General features: G+C 36.0%; 10 protein-coding genes. 4 read left to right on the forward strand and 6 right to left on the reverse strand.

Features of this window, described 5'->3' with window-relative positions:
* Positions 1–7: 7 nt before the first annotated feature.
* Positions 8–1915, reverse strand: coding sequence for a beta-L-arabinofuranosidase domain-containing protein (locus tag ACSVH5_RS03485; protein WP_438060072.1), 1908 nt, complete (start codon positions 1913–1915; stop codon positions 8–10).
* A 173-nt stretch (positions 1916–2088) separates the two neighbouring features.
* Here ACSVH5_RS03485 and ACSVH5_RS03490 point away from each other — a divergent pair, with 173 nt between their 5' ends.
* Positions 2089–2934: an AraC family transcriptional regulator gene (locus tag ACSVH5_RS03490; protein WP_438060073.1), complete on the forward strand. Its 846-nt coding sequence runs from the start codon at positions 2089–2091 to the stop codon at positions 2932–2934.
* Position 2935: 1 nt separating this feature from the next.
* On the opposite strand, the gene ACSVH5_RS03495 is transcribed toward ACSVH5_RS03490, so the two are convergent.
* From ACSVH5_RS03495 to ACSVH5_RS03510, 4 genes are all read right to left on the reverse strand, one after another.
* Positions 2936–7969 (reverse strand): T9SS type B sorting domain-containing protein, encoded by a 5034-nt coding sequence (locus tag ACSVH5_RS03495; RefSeq protein ID WP_438060074.1) that lies wholly within the window; start codon positions 7967–7969, stop codon positions 2936–2938.
* A 364-nt stretch (positions 7970–8333) separates the two neighbouring features.
* Complete coding sequence (locus ACSVH5_RS03500; protein ID WP_438060075.1) at positions 8334–10670, reverse strand: choice-of-anchor L domain-containing protein; 2337 nt, start codon at positions 10668–10670, stop codon at positions 8334–8336.
* A 15-nt stretch (positions 10671–10685) separates the two neighbouring features.
* Positions 10686–11522, reverse strand: coding sequence for an ABC transporter permease (locus tag ACSVH5_RS03505; RefSeq protein WP_438060076.1), 837 nt, complete (start codon positions 11520–11522; stop codon positions 10686–10688).
* Positions 11523–11557: 35 nt separating this feature from the next.
* On the reverse strand, positions 11558–12451 hold the full coding sequence (locus tag ACSVH5_RS03510) for an ABC transporter ATP-binding protein (protein WP_438060077.1): 894 nt from the start codon (positions 12449–12451) through the stop codon (positions 11558–11560).
* A 95-nt stretch (positions 12452–12546) separates the two neighbouring features.
* Between ACSVH5_RS03510 and ACSVH5_RS03515 the strand changes: the two genes are divergently transcribed.
* The 3 genes from ACSVH5_RS03515 (at position 12547) to ACSVH5_RS03525 (ending at position 15920) form a co-directional block, all read left to right on the forward strand.
* Positions 12547–13611 (forward strand): hypothetical protein, encoded by a 1065-nt coding sequence (locus ACSVH5_RS03515; protein ID WP_438060078.1) that lies wholly within the window; start codon positions 12547–12549, stop codon positions 13609–13611.
* 29 nt (positions 13612–13640) lie between these two features.
* Positions 13641–14852, forward strand: a complete 1212-nt coding sequence (locus ACSVH5_RS03520) for a TCR/Tet family MFS transporter (RefSeq protein ID WP_438060079.1) — start codon at positions 13641–13643, stop codon at positions 14850–14852.
* 132 nt (positions 14853–14984) lie between these two features.
* Complete coding sequence (locus ACSVH5_RS03525) at positions 14985–15920, forward strand: hypothetical protein (protein WP_438060080.1); 936 nt, start codon at positions 14985–14987, stop codon at positions 15918–15920.
* Between the two features lie 61 nt (positions 15921–15981).
* Here ACSVH5_RS03525 and ACSVH5_RS03530 read toward each other — a convergent pair whose 3' ends face one another.
* Positions 15982–17772: an acyl-CoA dehydrogenase family protein gene (locus tag ACSVH5_RS03530; protein ID WP_438060081.1), complete on the reverse strand. Its 1791-nt coding sequence runs from the start codon at positions 17770–17772 to the stop codon at positions 15982–15984.
* Positions 17773–17786 lie beyond the last annotated feature (14 nt).

Here is a 17786-nt window from a genome sequence, read left to right on the forward strand (position 1 = left end):
CAATATTTTAAAAGGAAACTTGTCTTAAAATGGTTTTTCCAAAAGGAATAAGAGTCACTTTTTCAGTGGTTTGGGTACTGTTTTTTTTTAAAGTTACCTCTATTTTACCATCTTTAAATTTAGCATTATTTTTCTCAATAAAGGAGTAACTTAACTTTTCTTTAGGAGCATATTCTACATCGTAAAAACCAATTTTGTACTGTCTCCCTTTTATTTCTTCGGCTTGAATGGGTAGCGCAAAAACTTGAGCTCCATAAGTGAAGTATTTTTCGTTGTTATTGTCCTTTTTGACAATGATTTCCGCTTCAAATTTTAGTGTAAGCTCCTCTTTTTCTTGACAATTTTCTTCAAAAAGTAAAAATCCGTTGACCTCTTTGTATGGTTTTGATGCAATTATTTTAGTCGCCCAATTCGGTTTTCTGATTTTTAGATTAAGTTTTACCTTTAAAGGATTATGTATTCTAAATGTAAACTGGTTTTCAAAGGGATATTGAGTAATCTCTTCAATTTGAACGGGTTTGTTTTCTATGGTTGTTTTTACAGTTGAAGGACCAAGCAAACTTGCGACAAGTGTAGTGTTATCTTCTAGCAACCAAGATTTTTCTAGGAAATAAGATGTAATCCTACCGGCATTTGGATTGCAACAAACGGCTACATCTTGATGCGCTGGTGAGTATTTGTATCGGGTTTGTTTTCTATCGGGTTCTATTTCACCATTTTTGGTTCCCATCATTTCAAAAGAGTTGTCTGTTTTTAGATAGGCTATGCACGAATGATTAGGATTTCGGCTCCCTTGTGCAGCATTATAAAATATAGTTTCGATGTCATCTCCGAGATGTGCTTCTCCATTTTTTTGTAGCAATACACTGTAGCTGTCCAAAAGTTCGTGTATAGAGCAATATTCATAACCTGTATGTGCTGCATTGGCTTTTCTTTCAGCTATCCATTCATCTCCTATTGGTCCTCCTGTAGTGGTGGTAACTTCTCTGATGCGTTGTATAAAAGTAACAAGGGCTTGTTCCATCTCAGGATTTCTTTTGGCATAAGTAGCCACAATTAAAGGTCGTAAATGTTCAAATGTATGAACGCCGTGCGACTGCAGTTTGTAATTTGGATTTAAAAGGTTTTGTAACTGCGCATCTTTTTCAGATTGATACGTTTTTGAGTAATCTAAGTACAAGAATAGGGCATAGTCTAGGTATTTTTGTTCTTTGGTGATTTGGTACATCTTGTCTAAAACATCTGTAAACGTTAAGCCGTGAGAAACTCCACCATTGAATTTTTCCCCTGAACTGAACGGACTTGACGCGTTTATAGGATAATTTTGCATGACATTATTGACGGCTTTTACTAATGAATTCCAAACTTTAGGATCTTTTGAGAAGTCATAATAAGCTAATAAACCACGGTACAAAGTGGCTTTTGCCCATAATTCTCCGTTTTCTGAATTAAACTTGTAACGTAGTTCAGGGTCGTAGATTCCAAGATAGCCGTCAGCATCTTGTGTGGCTAAGATTTCGTTGATATGTTTTTTTACTTTTTGTAAAGCCTTGGTATCATTCAGCAAAATGGCATTTCTAATATATCCATCCCACCAATTGGATTGTGTTTCGCTATTCCACCATTTGTATTGTTCATCTCCTTCGGCATCTCCTTCTTTTTGGTTGCCCAAATCTTTTGCTTTACTGTGTTTTTGCAGTCTCCCTTTTCCATATATGGGATCATTAATCAAATCGGGAACTAATTCGTCAAGATGACCAACAAAACCCTTCATGTCATTTTCCATTTGATTTTTTATCCAGCCCGAAGGCGTAATGCTTCCAAAAGGAAGTGCCGTGTACTGTTCCTGTTTTTTTTGTTGTGCATTCATAGTGCTAAAAAAAAATAAAGCAAAAAGAATATAATAGTCTTTCATAGTATTGAAATTGACGTTTCTGAAGTCGTATCTTTTACTTTTTCAAATAAAAAAACTCAATGTACCAAAATTAGTGGAATAAACGGTGCAGAATTAATCCTATTTTATTCAATTATGATACTATATTGAATATATGTAATTATATTTGATGAATACATGAATAGTATTGTATTATGAAGCCGATTTTAGAACAAATTAGATTGCAGCAACCCAATGCTACTTTTTATAGCTATCGATTTGAAATTCCTTTTTTTGAATTCAAATGGCATTATCATCCCGAATATGAATTGACTTATATTGTCAAAGGCAATGGTTTTCGGTTAGTAGGAAATAGCTATGCGTCTTTTGGGGATGGGGATTTGGTTTTGATAGGTCCAAATTTGCCACATACTTGGGTAGGGAAATCTAAAGATGATTCGTTGTTTGAAGCAGTTGTGTTACAGTTTTCTTCCTCATTTATAGCGTCTTTTTTAGGTTTTGAGGAAAGTGATGCTTTGCAAAAAATGGTAGTCAATGCCCAAAAAGGACTTTTTTTTACTGCTTCGAACGAGGGAATTAAAAACGAGATGATTCAACTTACGGAGACTTCGGGTTTTGAACGTATTCTTTCTTTTTTGTCAGTTTTGAATCAATTGAGTGCTGCGGAATCTGTTCCATTGACCACAGAAAAATTTGTGCCATTATATTCTTTAGAAACAGAAAAACGAATTAATAAAGTTTGTGGTTATTTGGAGCAAAACTTCACTAAAACAATTACTTTGGCTGAGGTAGCGAATTTGATTTCGCTTTCGGAAAGTAATTTCTGCAAATTTTTTAAAAAAGCAACAGGTAAAACTTTCTCAGATTATTTGAATGATATTCGGATACAAGAAAGCTGCCAAATTTTATTAAAAACAGATTTGGATATCAATCAGATTGCTATGCAATGCGGTTATGAGTCTTTGAGTTATTTTAACCGAATATTTTTGAAGAAAAAAGGTTTGACGCCGAGACAATTCCGGCAGTCAAACCTTTTATAAATTATCGTTTTAGAGCAAAATGGCCTTTGATTTCTCGACCATCTTCGAGTACGACAGTGTACCAATAGTCATCTGAAGGTAGTGGTTGGCCATTAAAAGTTCCGTCCCAACCATTACTGTTCGGGAAAATTTGTGTGAGCAATTTACCGTATCGATCAAAAATACGAATCACAGATTTTGAGTTGGCGGCAGTATTGGTCCCTTTTACATTCCAATAATCGTTGTATCCATCTCCGTTTGGGGTGAAGTATTTGGGCGCACCAACAACAGCGATTTCTTTGCTCACAATGCCACATCCATTTTTATCATTGATATAAATTGTGTGAATGCCAGAAGGAATGTTTTCAAATACATTCGAGTAAGAAAAAGGACCTGTTATGTCATTTAAACTGTATTCATAGTCGCCACTACCTGATACATTGATGGTTACTTTGTTTACATCGGTCAAATCAACAATTTCAACAGATTCGATTTTGGCAATGTCGGAGGCGGTTACTTTTATTGTTCTCGTTCTACTACATCCTTGTGGAGTAACAACGTCAACGGTATAGAGTCCTTCGCTATTAACATTTATGGTATAATTTATTTGTCCAGATAAAACAGCTCCGTCTTTTTTCCAAATATAGGTGTAATTGGATATTGGACTTCCATCATTAATTCCAGCGTTGAGTTGTACAGAGAAGGTTGGTAAATTGGTACATACTAAGGCATCCTCAGATCCATCTGTATTTAAATTAATATTCGGCAATGGATTTACCACAAATGAGAGTAAGGTTTCTTCAATGCAGGTTGTGTTTTTTGGGTTTTCAACTGTTGCTCTAACATTTTGCGTAGCGGTGATAAAAGGATTAGGTAAAGGACTTGGTAATGGAGTATTGTTAGCATCAAAATAACGAACTACCATTCCAGTTTGACCATTTAATAATTGGCTTTCTATAGTGCTGGTATCAAAAGCATTTTGCCCATCGGTATCGCTAGGGTTGGCATCATCACAAGCAGCAGGAATAGTTACTGCATTAGCAACCGGATGAACGTCTACTATAAATTTGATGGTTGTTTCGTCATAACAAGGAATGCTGTTGTTTGTGTTGGTAATGGTGTTCGTTACTCGAGCTTTTATGGTTTGTGATCTAGTCGAAAAATTAGATGGAAACGGACTGGGCAACGGATTGTTATTTTCGTCAAAATAGGTAACCGCCACATTGGTTTGTCCTTTTAGTAAATCGGCTTGTAAAGTTGCGGTATTGAATGTAAAAATGCCATCATTGCTAATTTCATCACACTCTTTGTAGTCTGTAATTGGATTGGCAACAGGTAATTTTTCAACGGTTAGTGTCACATAATTTCCTAAGCCAAAACAAGCGTTGTCAAGAGTAGAATCCACTCTTACATAAATAGAGTGTTGATTTGCTATGGTATTTCTGTAAGATGTAGTATTCGTGATTTCGTTAGTTTCAGCCAAAGCATCAGCTTGTGTAGGGAAATATTTTATAGTGTAGGCTGTAGCTGGTGAAGGAAGTATTGCTTGGATATCACTTGTTACACTACTAAAATTAAAGGTGGCGATTCCATCTCTGTCGTCGTTTGCCGTATCTACATAATCATCGCAAACCGTAAAATTGCGCTGAAAAGAGGCTGGAATTTGTGTAGCCGAAACGATTAATTTGATCTCACTGGTTCTAAAGCATCCATTGGCGTTTTCTACTCTTGCCCAAACGCTTCCTATACCACTGGTATATTTGGTTGGGTCAGCAATTTTTGTTGCTGCATCATTGTTTGTAGCTCCAGCAGCAGTTTTAAAATAAGTAAACGATTCGTTTAGATAATTTGTACTAATGAAACTATTTTTTTCGGTGAGATTAAAATCAGAGATACCATCAATGTTATCATCACATTGTTTCAACGTGATACTTGAGGCGACAGTTGGAAGTGCTAATGTGGTTAATGTTGCCACTGTAGAAGTTAAACCACAAGAGTTTCCTACTCTGTTCAATTGCACACGATAGCTGTAGCCATTCATATTGGCGGCAATGCCATTGACTTGTAGTGTTTTGGTTGTAACACCAGCATAGTTTGCGTTATTGGTTAGTGACGTCCAAGTTGTACCATCAGTACTCAATTCCCATTGAAAACTTTCTGCATTAGAGACCACTTCAAAAGTAGTACTTTGCAGTAGACATTGTGATTGACTCACCGGTTGTGTGGTAATTATTATTGGAGCAGCTAGTATGTAATTTGCACTGGGAGTAGTATATCCAGTACCGGATGTAACAATTCCTTTGTCGTTTACGGTCACTGGACTATTTCCTAATAATCCATCTGCTTCAGCATCTTGGAATCCAGCTTCGATGACGTCTTTGCAACCATCATCATCACTATCTAATTCAAAATAGTTGAAGTTACCATCCGCATCAGAATCCGCTATGGTATACATTAATTTTCCGCTATCAGGAGCAGTTTCTAAGCTATCTAATAAACCATTCAACCCTACATTACCGTCTACTTTGCCGTCTTTGTTCGCATCGACGGCAATGTGTCCTGCTTCAACTAGGTCATAGATACCATCATTGTCGCTATCAAGGTCTAGGTTGTCATAGCCCGTAAAATTGATGGTTGCATCAGTATCAGAGTTAATGGGTTGTAATCCAGGTTCAAAGGCGTCATCCAAACCGTCTTTGTTTGTATCTACACTTGAAAAAGATCTAAACCCTTTTCCTTGAGCTTCAATACTGTCAGGAATTCCGTCATTATCACTATCTAAATCTAAGGCATTTGGAATGCCATCAGCATCAGAGTCCGTTCCTATGTTTTGACTTAGCATAAATGCCGCACGATTGCTTGTCGTTTCTGAAAGATTATAATGCTTAAAAGTTAAGGCTGTAATTTTGTATCCTTGAATTTTGAAGCGTGCGCCACCTTGGGGAATAGGTGTGGTGCTTTTAAATCTAAAACGAATTTCGAAAGAGGTAAATTCTTTGACGCCACTTTCATAAATACCATCAAAATTAGTGTCAATTATGACATCATCAAACGGATTGGTAATAGTCAACGTCTGATTTGTGGGAGCACTAACTATGAAATCACCCTCACCATTGGCTAAATCTGCAACAGGCGTAGTTTGGGAAGTCCCATCTATTATGTATTGAAAAGTAATAATTTCAGGTTTTTTAAAGGTCAAAGTATAGTTATTTGGAGTATTTTTAACAGGAGGTACTTCGGAAACAAATCCATAAAAAGGATAACCCGAAATCGTTCCTGTGCCTGTTATAGTTCCGTCATAATCACTTGATGCTAAGGTGTTATTTTGGTTGAGTAACATAGTACTGCTTTCGGTACTGTTTACTAGGCCATCATTGTCCCAATCAATATCAATGTTGTTGTTTGTACCATCATTGTCATCGTCTTTGGCGCAATCACTAACGGGTATTTTATCTGAAAAAACATCACTCAAACAGCCCGAAATACTTCCTCTAACTTGATAATAACCCGGTGTAGTAGGTGTATAGGTATTGGTAATTGCTCCGGCTATCTCTGTATCATCTTTGTACCATTGAAAGGTGTCATAGGCAGACAAGGTGCTAATCTTTAAAACCACATTTGGGATACAAGATGAGGTACCAATGGCTATTTTATCGGATACGATTTCTGGTTTCAAATCAAAACCAGAATAGTAGCCACCATAAGTAGCCGCTCCATTTGTTGCAAAATAGGAAACATATACTTGTTTGGTCGATTTTACTGCAATGTTACCTGTTAAATTAGAAATAGTATATTTAACAAAATCAGGATTACCAGTAATGGATTGGGGGCTAGCAGCAATGGGTATATTATTTATTAAAACCGTTGCTCCAGTTTCTGTAATGATATTCAATCCACCATCATAAATGACACTACCAATTTCCTGAATATTTGGAATGTTATCTACCACGTTTGGTGTTGAACAGTTCAAAGGTGGCACAAAAAACATGTTTTGATTGGCTGGCGAAGCAGTTCCTCCGATACTTTGGTAGGCAAAAACTTTTTCAGAAGAGGTTACATACAGACTACCATTGATAAAATTAGTTCCATCTATCGCCACATATTCTCCTTTGTTCAAGGTAGCAAAAGGAGCTGTGGCACCGTTAAGAAATATTTTGGTTTGGTCTGTATGGGCTACCAATAAAACTCGTTCCAATTCATCTGTTCCTAATCCTTTGGCAAAAATATACTCGGTTCCTGTGCGTTCAATAGGAACAATTTGATCAAACCCTACATCTCTTCCTACTGGGGCCTGTTGGCCATTATTATTTGTTCCAAGAACAGTACTATTACTACCACAAAATGAACCTGCATTGACTACTACCGCTTTATCCGATTCGACCAAGGCGCCAATCATTTTCGCACTATTCGAAGGAATACTCGCTGAACTATTGTTTTCTAATGCCAAAACATAACTTTCATTTTTGTTAAGTGTCACTGTTATTGGACCATTGATCACAGTTCCATCGGTCAAAATAGTCCCGATCGGTATATTCGAAATCGTGACTTTCGTTCCGTTTTCTGTCGCCAAAATAGAGGCGAAATTCAGTAGTGTAGGGTCAAATAAAGGATTCAACATTGCTCCCAAACGGAATGTTTTTCCCAAAGCACTATTTCCTTTGGAGACCAATCCACCAGCATGGTTATAACCATTAAAGCCATTTCTTGCAGCATTCACACGAATATTAGCATACACCAAATCTTCGGCCTCAATTACATATCCTTTGTTTTTTACAATTCCAATGGTGTTTTTTGGAGTAAACAATTGCGTAAAATCTCCCGTTCCTATAAAATAGCGAAAAGGGGTTACGTTATTCACCACACCCGAAATTACATTGCCGCCATTCTCAATGATTTTAAACGGTACATCTTTAGTGTTTGGAGTAGAAATATAAATGTAATGATCTTCCACTACATTCGATTGAGCTGCAATAGGAGGTAAGTAATGGGTTTTACTAAACTGAGCTTGCAAAGTCAAAACAAAAAATAGTGAAATAAAGTAAAAAAGGTTCTTCATAGTTTGGTTAAAAGTGCGATTTATGGTTTTACCAAATGGTTATTTTTATTTTTAAGAGCAGCAACAATAGACTTTATTAGGCAACATCGTCCTGTTATCCGCTGTATCTTTTCTTTTTTAAAGGAAAAAGGAAAAGCATGCCGCTAGTCCTGAATACTTTCTGGAGGGCTAAAAGCTAAGATAAAGAGTACTAGCCAACACTAATTCTATCGAATTTTAGATTGTAAAGTCAAAAATAGGTTTAATAAGTGGATTAAAAAAGAGTACTAAAAAAGAATTATTTATAAGCTTTTATGCAAACTCAAGGCGTCTTTTTTAATGTTTTTTGAATGAAAAGCAATTTTTTTATAAAAGAGCGTAGCAATTATCGTTTTAAACTAAAATGTCCTTTGATGCTTCTACCATCAGCAAAAATAAGTTGAAACCAGTAATCATCCGATGGCAAAGGAGCAGCATTTAAAGTTCCATTCCAAAAATCGCCTGAAGTTGTTAATTCCTTAAGTAGTTTTCCGTATCGGTCAAAAATCACGATTCTGGATTGTGGCAAAGTGTTTAAATTATTGATTTTCCAAACATCATTAAATCCATCTCCATTTGGGGTAAAAAAGCGAGGGTAATCCAAAACATAAATTAATTCACTAGTAGTAATCCCACATCCATTTTTATCTCGGATCGTAATGGTGTAGATTCCCGGAGGCACATTCGTAAAAAGAGCATCGTCTTGGTAGCTAGAGCCATCTAATGAAAATTCATAGTTTCCAGTTCCCTTGTAATTTACTGTGATGGTGTTTTTATTCCCCGCAAAATCTTTGACCACGGCACTCTCATAGATTGCTTTTTCAGAAGCTTTGACGATAAATGTTTTTGTTTTTTTACACCCTTTATCGTTAGTCACGGTTACAGTGTAAGTCCCCACTTGTTGTACCGTAATGGCAGCAGTAGTAGCGCCAGTATTCCATAAATAACTTGAAAAACCCGAATCTACACTCAGAAGTAAGTTGCTTCCAGCACATAAAAAAGTAGTTTCTTCTTTAAAATTAATTGGATCAAAAGTGTTGACTATCAAGGTAATTGGTGTTATTCCATAGCAATCCTGACCATTTTTAATTCGAGCATAAATCGTTTGTTGCAAAGCTTGAGTGGTCGTAAAAACAGGACCTATTTTGTTCTTTTCTGCCAAAGCATCGGCAAACGAAAGATAGTATTCAGCCGCCAAACCCGTAGGCAAACCATTCAACAATTGAGGCGTTACCAATGTAGCTAAATCAAATCGATGCAATCCATCTAGCGTACCATCTTCGTCACAAACAGCAATAGGATTCGGACTCGGAACAACTGTTGCAGCCGTACTCAACGTAACTGTTGCAATTTTAGAACAGCCATAATTGGAGCTAGCTTTCACATAAAGCACTTGATTTGGACTCGAATTACTAAAGCTCGTTAAATTGGTTATTGCGTTGGTCGCGTTCTGTGCATCAGTCAAGTTGCTGTGCCAAGTAGTTTTTGTAATGTTTACATCATTATTTTTTAGATTGGCATCAGAAGTACTTAAATCATAAGTGGTCAAGCCATCTGCGTCAATATCGCATTGCACTACAGTGCTGTTATTCAATAGCAAGTCAGGTGTGTATTCTATTTTGATTTCTTCTGAGATGATACAAGTTGACGAAAATGCCACGTCAACTCTATAGGTTCCAGCTGAGGTAACTTGATAGGTAGGTTGATTTGCGCCATTAATTTTTACTCCATTTCTAAACCATTCAAAAGTATGTGTTGCCGGTAAATTCGTGTTTAAAAGGAAAGATTCTCCAAAACAAATCGGGTTATTGGTGGCCAACAAACGATCAGGTCCCAAATCGATTTTAGAGCTAAAGCTACCAGCTTCAATAAAAACCGCCGAGTTATAATTTACTAATCTATCATCGGCAATCACTAGTTTTATTTCATAGGTTTTACCAGCGGTAACTTTGGAGCTTGCGGTTAAAACTTTAGTTTGTCCAGCATAATTTATGGGACTTGTAAAAGAATTATATCCTCCAAAATATACCTCGTTTTTGGCAGGACATCCGGGATTGATACTATTGTTAGTGTTAGTTGGACTGATAAACGGATGCACGCTAGTTGAGGCCACAGGAGTTGTAGATTCTGGAAGAACAGCTAAATTTTGATACGGAGCGGTGCTTCCTTTTTCTTTAATCAAAAAAGCAAATCCATCTGAAAATTCGCAAGGATAATACGAGTAGTATTCATTAGAAGCAAACAAGTAATTAAAACTTATAAAATCAGTCAAAGGCACAAAATCAAACCCGATCACTGAGGCATTAATACTTGAAATCCCCAAAATAGCATTCAAATCAGCATCGCCTTTCCAATTAGAAACTCCATTATTAATTCCACTATCGTCTTGATCAATCAAGTATGGGCCGGGAGTGTTGTTACTGCTCCACGTACTTAAAAACAGCCCTTGTTTGAAAGGGAACGAAGTACCGTTAGCATCAAAAAAGCCTAAACTTTTGCTACCAGTAGTAAAGGTGTCTCCCGATTCACTAAAATTAGCAACTTGTGCGCAGGAACTATTGACCAATACTTTTTCAACTAAATGCTGAGTGTTAAACGTATCGTCTACTTTGATATATTGCGCTTTTGCTTTTTGAAAAAAACTAAAAAAAGCAAGTATAAAAAGAAAGGATTTGATTTTCATAGTACAGCAAATATACTATAAATCGCGCTTTTTTAAGATTTTGTAAGACAATAAGTTAAGAGCAACAATCCATCCCAACACGATAAGAATGGTGGTAATAGCTACGCCATAGTCCTTAGTATTCTCAACGCCAATTTGAGTGCCAATGGTTTTGACCAATGATAATCTAGAAAAAGGTTCTACTATCAAATTCGACATCGCTTCCAATGGGAAAAATTGGGTAATATATCCCGCAATTGGACTATCTGGAAAGATTTTAAAAGTTAAAATACCCTTTGCGATTCCTTCAGCGAAGGATAAAACCAATAAGAAACCTAGTGCAAAAGCCGAACGTTTGACTAAAATTCCCAAGAACAAACACAAAGAAAAGAATCCGACCAATTTTATAAAAAAAGCAAGAATGTATTCTAAATCAGAGAAAATGATGCTCACTTCAGTATAGGAAGAGAAACACAATCCCAGAAGTAAACTCATTACAAAAACAAATACAGTCGAAGCTAAGGCAAAAGCAACAACAGTTAAAAATTTAGAAAGTACCAGTTCTTTTTTGCTCATGCCGTCGATGAGGTTTTGTTTCAGCGTTCCATAACTGTACTCATTGGCCATCATTGATACAATGACAATAGCCAAAAAGAATTTTAAGATAGCCGCGATATAGGTATTAAAATGCCAAATAAAAGGAAAGTTGAAAATCCCCATTTCGGCCAAATGAAATTTGAATACACCCAAATCAAATTTGATGGATGCTATTAAGGCGATGAAAGAAAGTAATATGAAATACGTTAATGTTAGTATTCTACTGGCTTTGTTGAGCCAGATTTTTTGTAATTCTATAGCGAGTAATCGTTTCATGAGTTATTTATTGGAAAGGTTAAGAGATAAAAAAACTATTTTTTGGTCAAGGCTAAAAATTGCTCTTCCAAACTGTTTTTTCTTTTGACTAAATGATTGAGCGCAATACCATTTTCAAACAAAAACTGATTCAAGTCCGAAGCTTTCAAGTCCGTTTTTAGATAGACTAATACTTTGCTTTCTTCTGCTGCAATTTTATCCACAGCTGAATGTGTAGCAAGCACTATTTTAAGTTTGGCATTGTCATCTGCTTCAAGTTCAAAAAAGCCTTCATTTGCTGCCATTCCGTCTACTAAACCCGCATATAAAATTTCTCCTTTTCTCAAAACCACTACATGCGAACATACTTTTTCTACTTCATCCAAAAGATGCGAAGCTAACAGTATTGTTGTGCCTAAACTGGCTACTTTTTTTATGATGTCTCGAATTTGGTGAATGCCTTGTGGATCTAAACCATTAGTGGGTTCGTCTAGAATTAAGATTTCGGGATCGTTGAGCAAAGCGGAGGCAATGGCCAAGCGCTGTTTCATCCCCAAAGAAAACGTACTGAATTTACTGTCTTTTCTCTCGATAAGTCCTACCAGTTCTAATTTTTCTTCTATTTTAGAATAATTGATGTTTTTAATTTTGCAAACCAGTTTGAGGTTTTCATAGGCAGACATGTAGGGATAGAAATTAGGGCGCTCGATAATGGCTCCCACTTTTTTTAAGGCTTCATGTGTTGGCAGCGCTCCATCAAACCATTGGTATTCTCCTGAAGTAGCGTTTACAACATTTAGTGTAATTCCCAAAGTTGTTGATTTTCCGCTTCCATTAGGTCCTAAAATGCCGTAAACATTCCCTTTTTTTATTTCAAACGAAACGTTTTTTAACGCTTGGATTTTTCCGTAGCGTTTGTTGAGGTTTTTGATGGTGAGTATCGTTTCCAAAGGTTCTTGATTTTGTTTCTTGTAGGACGAGTCAAATGGTATTTTGTTACTTTTAAAATAGAAAATACTGTAAATTTGTAGAAAAGTCAGATTTTATGAGTGAGCCATTAATGGTTTTTAAAAAGCCAACCTATCCAATCAACAAGCCATTGATGGAATATTTAGAACGTTTTGAACGTATTTCTAAAGTGCCTATTTTTTATGACGATTTATTGCGTTTTTCAGGAGCTATAAATGTATACGATAAGAATAATAACGATACCCTATGGATTCGTGTGTATTATAATGAATTTGAGCGTAATGAAATTGATTTGACCTTGATGAAAATCTATTCGTTATTGCATTCAGACGGAAATTTGAACATCATCAAATTTCTAAATATCGATTCAATTGATTATTGCACTTTTGGAAATTCAAAACCTTTCCGTGTGAAAGTGCGAAATATACTCAACGATAATTATACCCATTTTTATATCAAAAAAGCCGATGCTTCAAGAGTGTATGGTTTAGAATTTGAACATATTCTTTCTCCAGACAAAATAAACTTTTTGGTGTATAATGACACTTTGATTGAGGAGCATATTATGGGAATTCCAGGAGATGTTTTTATGAAAAACTTGTTGAAGGATTGTTCCGAAACAGCAAAAGCACAAATTGCGAAAGAGTTTGTCAAATTCAATGAACGTTGCATGATTCGGCTTTTAGGGGATATGCGTTCTTATAATTATGTGATTGTTCCCACACACGATTTTGATCAAGTAGTGTATCGAATTCGCGCTATTGATTTTGATCAACAGACTTATGAAGGCAATTTTAAAGTGTACCGCCCTCAGTTTTTTAAAGAGAACTATCCCATGATTCTTTTAGTTAAGGATAAACTCCAAGAAAGTTCTATCGAACAATATAAATACGAAGAGCGTTCAGCTATGGCCAAACGTATAAAATCCTATGAAAATAGAATAAAGCGATTGGTTCAAATCATGACAAATGATCCCGTTGCTCCAATTGAACATGTGAATCAATTAAAACTTGAATTGTACAATTATACACATGATATCAATTTTAAAAATGCGAAATCCATGGGGGGAATTATGAATGCAGCATTTGATTTTATTACCCGTAATTTTAAAAACACCAATACTATTCGACCTGGATTTTAGTATTTTTTAATCGTTTGTATTTCTTTATTATGACAAAAAACACCAATAAACCCTTATTGTTTATTTTCATTACTGTTCTAGTTGACGTAATTGGTTTAGGTATTATCATTCCGATTGTTCCCAAATTAATTGAAAATCTTACGGGTCTAGGCATCAACGAGGCTTCTAAATATGGAGGATGGCTGATTTTTTCATTTGCAATGATGCAGTTTGTTTTTTCTCCAATTTTAGGAGGACTTAGTGATCGTTTTGGTAGACGTCCTATTTTGTTATTATCGCTTTTTGGGTTGGGTTTAGATTATATCTTTCATGCCTTCGCGCCATCAATTACTTGGCTTTTTGTAGGTAGAATTATTGCCGGAATCATGGGAGCGAGTTTTAGCACAGCTACGGCTTACATTGCGGATATTAGTACACCCGAAAAAAGAGCACAAAATTTTGGATTAATTGGTGCGGCTTTTGGCTTGGGGTTTATTATAGGTCCCGTAATTGGTGGAATCAGTAGCAAATGGGGGACCAATGTTCCTTTTTTAATTGCTGCTGGACTTACGTTAATTAATGTAACCTATGGCTATTTTGTTTTACCAGAATCCTTGTCCAAAGATAATCGAAGGGCATTTAATTGGAAACGAGCTAATCCAATTAGTTCGTTGAAAAATTTAAGAAAGTATCCGGTGGTTTCAGGTTTAGTAATTTCTTTAGTCCTTACTTTTATTGCTTCACATGCCGTACAATCCAATTGGTCGTTTTATACCATGTATAAATTCAACTGGACTAGCGAAACCGTAGGCTATTCGTTAGCTGTAGTTGGAGCTTTAATTGCTTTTGTTCAAGGATTTTTGATTCGAAAAATTATTCCTCGTTTGGGACAAGTCAAATCCATTTATTTAGGCATGTCTTTTTCAGCTTTGGGCTTATTGCTTTTCGGATTGGCTTCAGAAAGTTGGATGATGTTTCTTTTTTTAATCCCATATTGTTTGGGAGGAATTGCTGGACCTAGTATTCAAGGGGTGATTTCTAGTCAAGTACCCGCCAATGAACAAGGTGAATTGCAAGGGGCGTTAACTAGCTTGATGAGTTTGTGTGGAGTGTTTGGGCCTTTATTAATGACCAATTTGTTTGCTTTTGCTACAGCCAAAAATAGTGTATTTCATGTGCCTGGCGCTCCATTTTTTCTTGCCACTTTTTTTACTTTAGTTAGTTTTTTTCTTTCTTATAAAGTATTGTCTAAAAAGTTTTAAAGCTAAAATCTTTTTTTAAGTAGTTAAAGGATAGTGTTTTGGATACAAATTATTGGGTTTGTTTTTGTAAATTTATGATGGTTTCTTTATTCAATTTTTTTAAAATATAATTTAAATCTTCAGGTAAGATCAATGAAAAGTAAATGGATAATTGTGTTTGTTTTTAGTCTTAGTTATATTGCTAATGCGCAAGATATTGCTTCGTCTATACCTCATTTTTTACCTTTGGTTGGCCAAAATGATGTCGCTATAAATGAGGATTTTTCGATGAAAAATAATTTTATTAAAAACAAATCAGAGCAAGCGGCTCCTTGGTTTGTTGAGCGATTTAAAGTAACAGCTGGATTTTATGGAGCTTTAAATAATACTACGGTGAGTTTGGATGGAACTAATGGCGAAGTTGGGACTGCTATCGATTTTGAAAGAGATTTAGGTTTTTCAAAACAATCCCCTACTTATTTATTGGGCTTTGATTGGCATATTTCAAAACGATCCAAATTTGTTATTAATTATTATAATCTCAATAGAAGTGCTGATTATAAATTGAAAAAAGAAATCAATTTCGGAGACCAAACCTTTCAAATCAATGCGGATATCAACGCTTATTTTAACACTACAATTTACAGATTGTCCTATGGATATGCATTTTTAAGCAGGCCAAAATATGAAGTGGGGCTGAATTTAGGAAGTCATATCGTAGGGGCTTCAACAGGAATTTCCTTAAATAATAAAAATGGTACTATTAATGTTTCGGAAAGGTTTGGTTTTACGGCTCCATTACCTGACATTGGAATTTGGGGTGGATGGGCCATTACTGATCGTTGGGCTTTGACGGCTGAATATATTTATTTTTTGTTGCAAATAAATGAATATCAGGGATCAATTAAGGGGTTTGATACTTGCTTAACCTATAGAGTAGTACCGAAACTAGATATAAGTGCAGGTATTACAAGTTATGCTTTTAATTTGAAAATGGAAAGAAAATTTATTGTAGGCCATTTAGAATGGGGAAATGAAGGGGTTTTTATTAAAGCAGCTTATTCTTTTGGGCATAAAAAATGGCAATAAAAAAGCCGACTTGTACCACACAAGCCGACTTTCTTAAACAAATAAAAACTAAAAAAAAATCTTAGAAACAGTAAGCGTTTTCAGCTACTAGTTTTGATGTAATGATTTCTCTTAAACCTACCACATTTGGCATGTTTGTATATTTAGTATAACGACGAAGTCCCATTAACATCATACGTTGTTCATCACCTTCAGCAAACGATGCGATACCTTCTTTTCCTCTTTGAGTAATGATATCTACTGCTTTGTATAAGTACAACTGTGCCATAGCAATTTGTTCTTTTACGGCAGCTTCACCTTTTGTCTTAGCTAATTTTTCTGTTCTCAATATAGTACTTTCAGCCATGTAGATTTCGATAAGGATATCCGCAGCAGCCATAAGCAATTGTTGGTGACCATCTAATTCTGGACCGTATTTTTGAACCGCTCCACCAGCAACCATCAAGAAAGCTTTTTTCAATTTGCCAATCATTTCTTTCTCCTCAGCAAATAATTCTGAATAATCAGGAGTTTCGAAAGAAGGAATTCCCATTAATTCTGCTTGCACTTCAGAAGCTGGACCCAACAAATCTACGTGTCCTTTCATGGCTTTTTTAATCAACATACCTACTGATAACATACGGTTGATTTCGTTTGTACCTTCGTAAATACGTGCGATACGAGCATCTCTCCAAGCACTTTCCATAGGAGTATCTTCAGAGAATCCCATTCCACCAAAAATTTGAATTCCTTCATCAGAACAGTTTTGAACGTCTTCAGAAACCGCTACTTTCAATATAGAACACTCGATAGCATATTCTTCAACCCCTTTTAATTCTGCTTCTTGATGTGAAGAACCGGCAGCTTCGCGTTCTGCGATTCTGTCTTCGATATCTTTTGCTGCACGGTAAGAGGCACTTTCACCTGCGTAGCATGAAGTAGCCATTTCAGCTAATTTAGAACGGATAGCTCCAAATTGAGAAATAGGAGTGTTGAATTGAATTCTTTCATTGGCATAGTTAACTGCTCCAGAGATAACTCTTCTTTGTGCATCCAAACAAGCCGCTGCTAATTTGATACGTCCTACGTTCAAGGCGTTCATTGCAATTTTGAATCCGTTTCCTCTCTCAGACAACATGTTTTCTACAGGAACTTTGGTTTCGTTAAAGAACACCTGACGAGTAGAAGAAGCACGAATTCCTAATTTATGCTCTTCTTCATTCATAGAAATTCCGTTAGCTGGATCGTTTTCTACGATGAAACCTGTAATGTTTTTGTCATCACCAATTCTAGCGAAAACAATGAAAAGCGAACAAAATCCTGCGTTTGAAATCCACATTTTTTGTCCTGTGATGGTGTAATATTTTCCATCTTCAGATAAAACTGCTTTTGTTTTTCCTGAATTCGCATCTGATCCAGCTCCTGGCTCAGTCAAACAATACGCACCAAACCATTCGCCTGAAGCCAATTTTGGAACATACTTTAATTTTTGTTCTTCTGTTCCGTACAATGTAATTGGCATAGTTCCAATACCTGTGTGTGCTCCAAATGCAGTTGAAAATGAACCAGTAGCTCCAGAGATATAGTCACAAACCAACATAGTCGATACGAATCCCATTCCTAAACCACCGTAAGCTTCTGGAACAGCAACACCTAATAAACCTAATTCACCCGCTTTACGCATGGTTTCTTCGGTGTAAGCATAATCTTTTTTCTCAAAGCGATCTTTGTGTGCCCATAATTCTTTGTCTACGAACTCTTTTACAGAGTCACGCATCATTAACTGCTCTTCATTAAAATCTTCTGGGGTGAAAATATCTTCACATTTTGTTTCTTTTACGATGAATTGACCACCTCTTGTTTTATTGCTCATGATTTTTTTTTTAG

Source organism: Flavobacterium sp. RSSA_27 (genome assembly GCF_051547125.1).
Classification (GTDB): domain Bacteria; phylum Bacteroidota; class Bacteroidia; order Flavobacteriales; family Flavobacteriaceae; genus Flavobacterium.

Coding starts and splice junctions, on each gene's coding strand:
- ACSVH5_RS03485 (WP_438060072.1), bottom strand. CDS start 1,915: ATGAAAGACTATTATATTCTTTTTGCTTTATTTTTTTTTAGCACTATG.
- ACSVH5_RS03490 (WP_438060073.1), top strand. CDS start 2,089: ATGAAGCCGATTTTAGAACAAATTAGATTGCAGCAACCCAATGCTACT.
- ACSVH5_RS03495 (WP_438060074.1), bottom strand. CDS start 7,969: ATGAAGAACCTTTTTTACTTTATTTCACTATTTTTTGTTTTGACTTTG.
- ACSVH5_RS03500 (WP_438060075.1), bottom strand. CDS start 10,670: ATGAAAATCAAATCCTTTCTTTTTATACTTGCTTTTTTTAGTTTTTTT.
- ACSVH5_RS03505 (WP_438060076.1), bottom strand. CDS start 11,522: ATGAAACGATTACTCGCTATAGAATTACAAAAAATCTGGCTCAACAAA.
- ACSVH5_RS03515 (WP_438060078.1), top strand. CDS start 12,547: ATGAGTGAGCCATTAATGGTTTTTAAAAAGCCAACCTATCCAATCAAC.
- ACSVH5_RS03520 (WP_438060079.1), top strand. CDS start 13,641: ATGACAAAAAACACCAATAAACCCTTATTGTTTATTTTCATTACTGTT.
- ACSVH5_RS03525 (WP_438060080.1), top strand. CDS start 14,985: ATGAAAAGTAAATGGATAATTGTGTTTGTTTTTAGTCTTAGTTATATT.
- ACSVH5_RS03530 (WP_438060081.1), bottom strand. CDS start 17,772: ATGAGCAATAAAACAAGAGGTGGTCAATTCATCGTAAAAGAAACAAAA.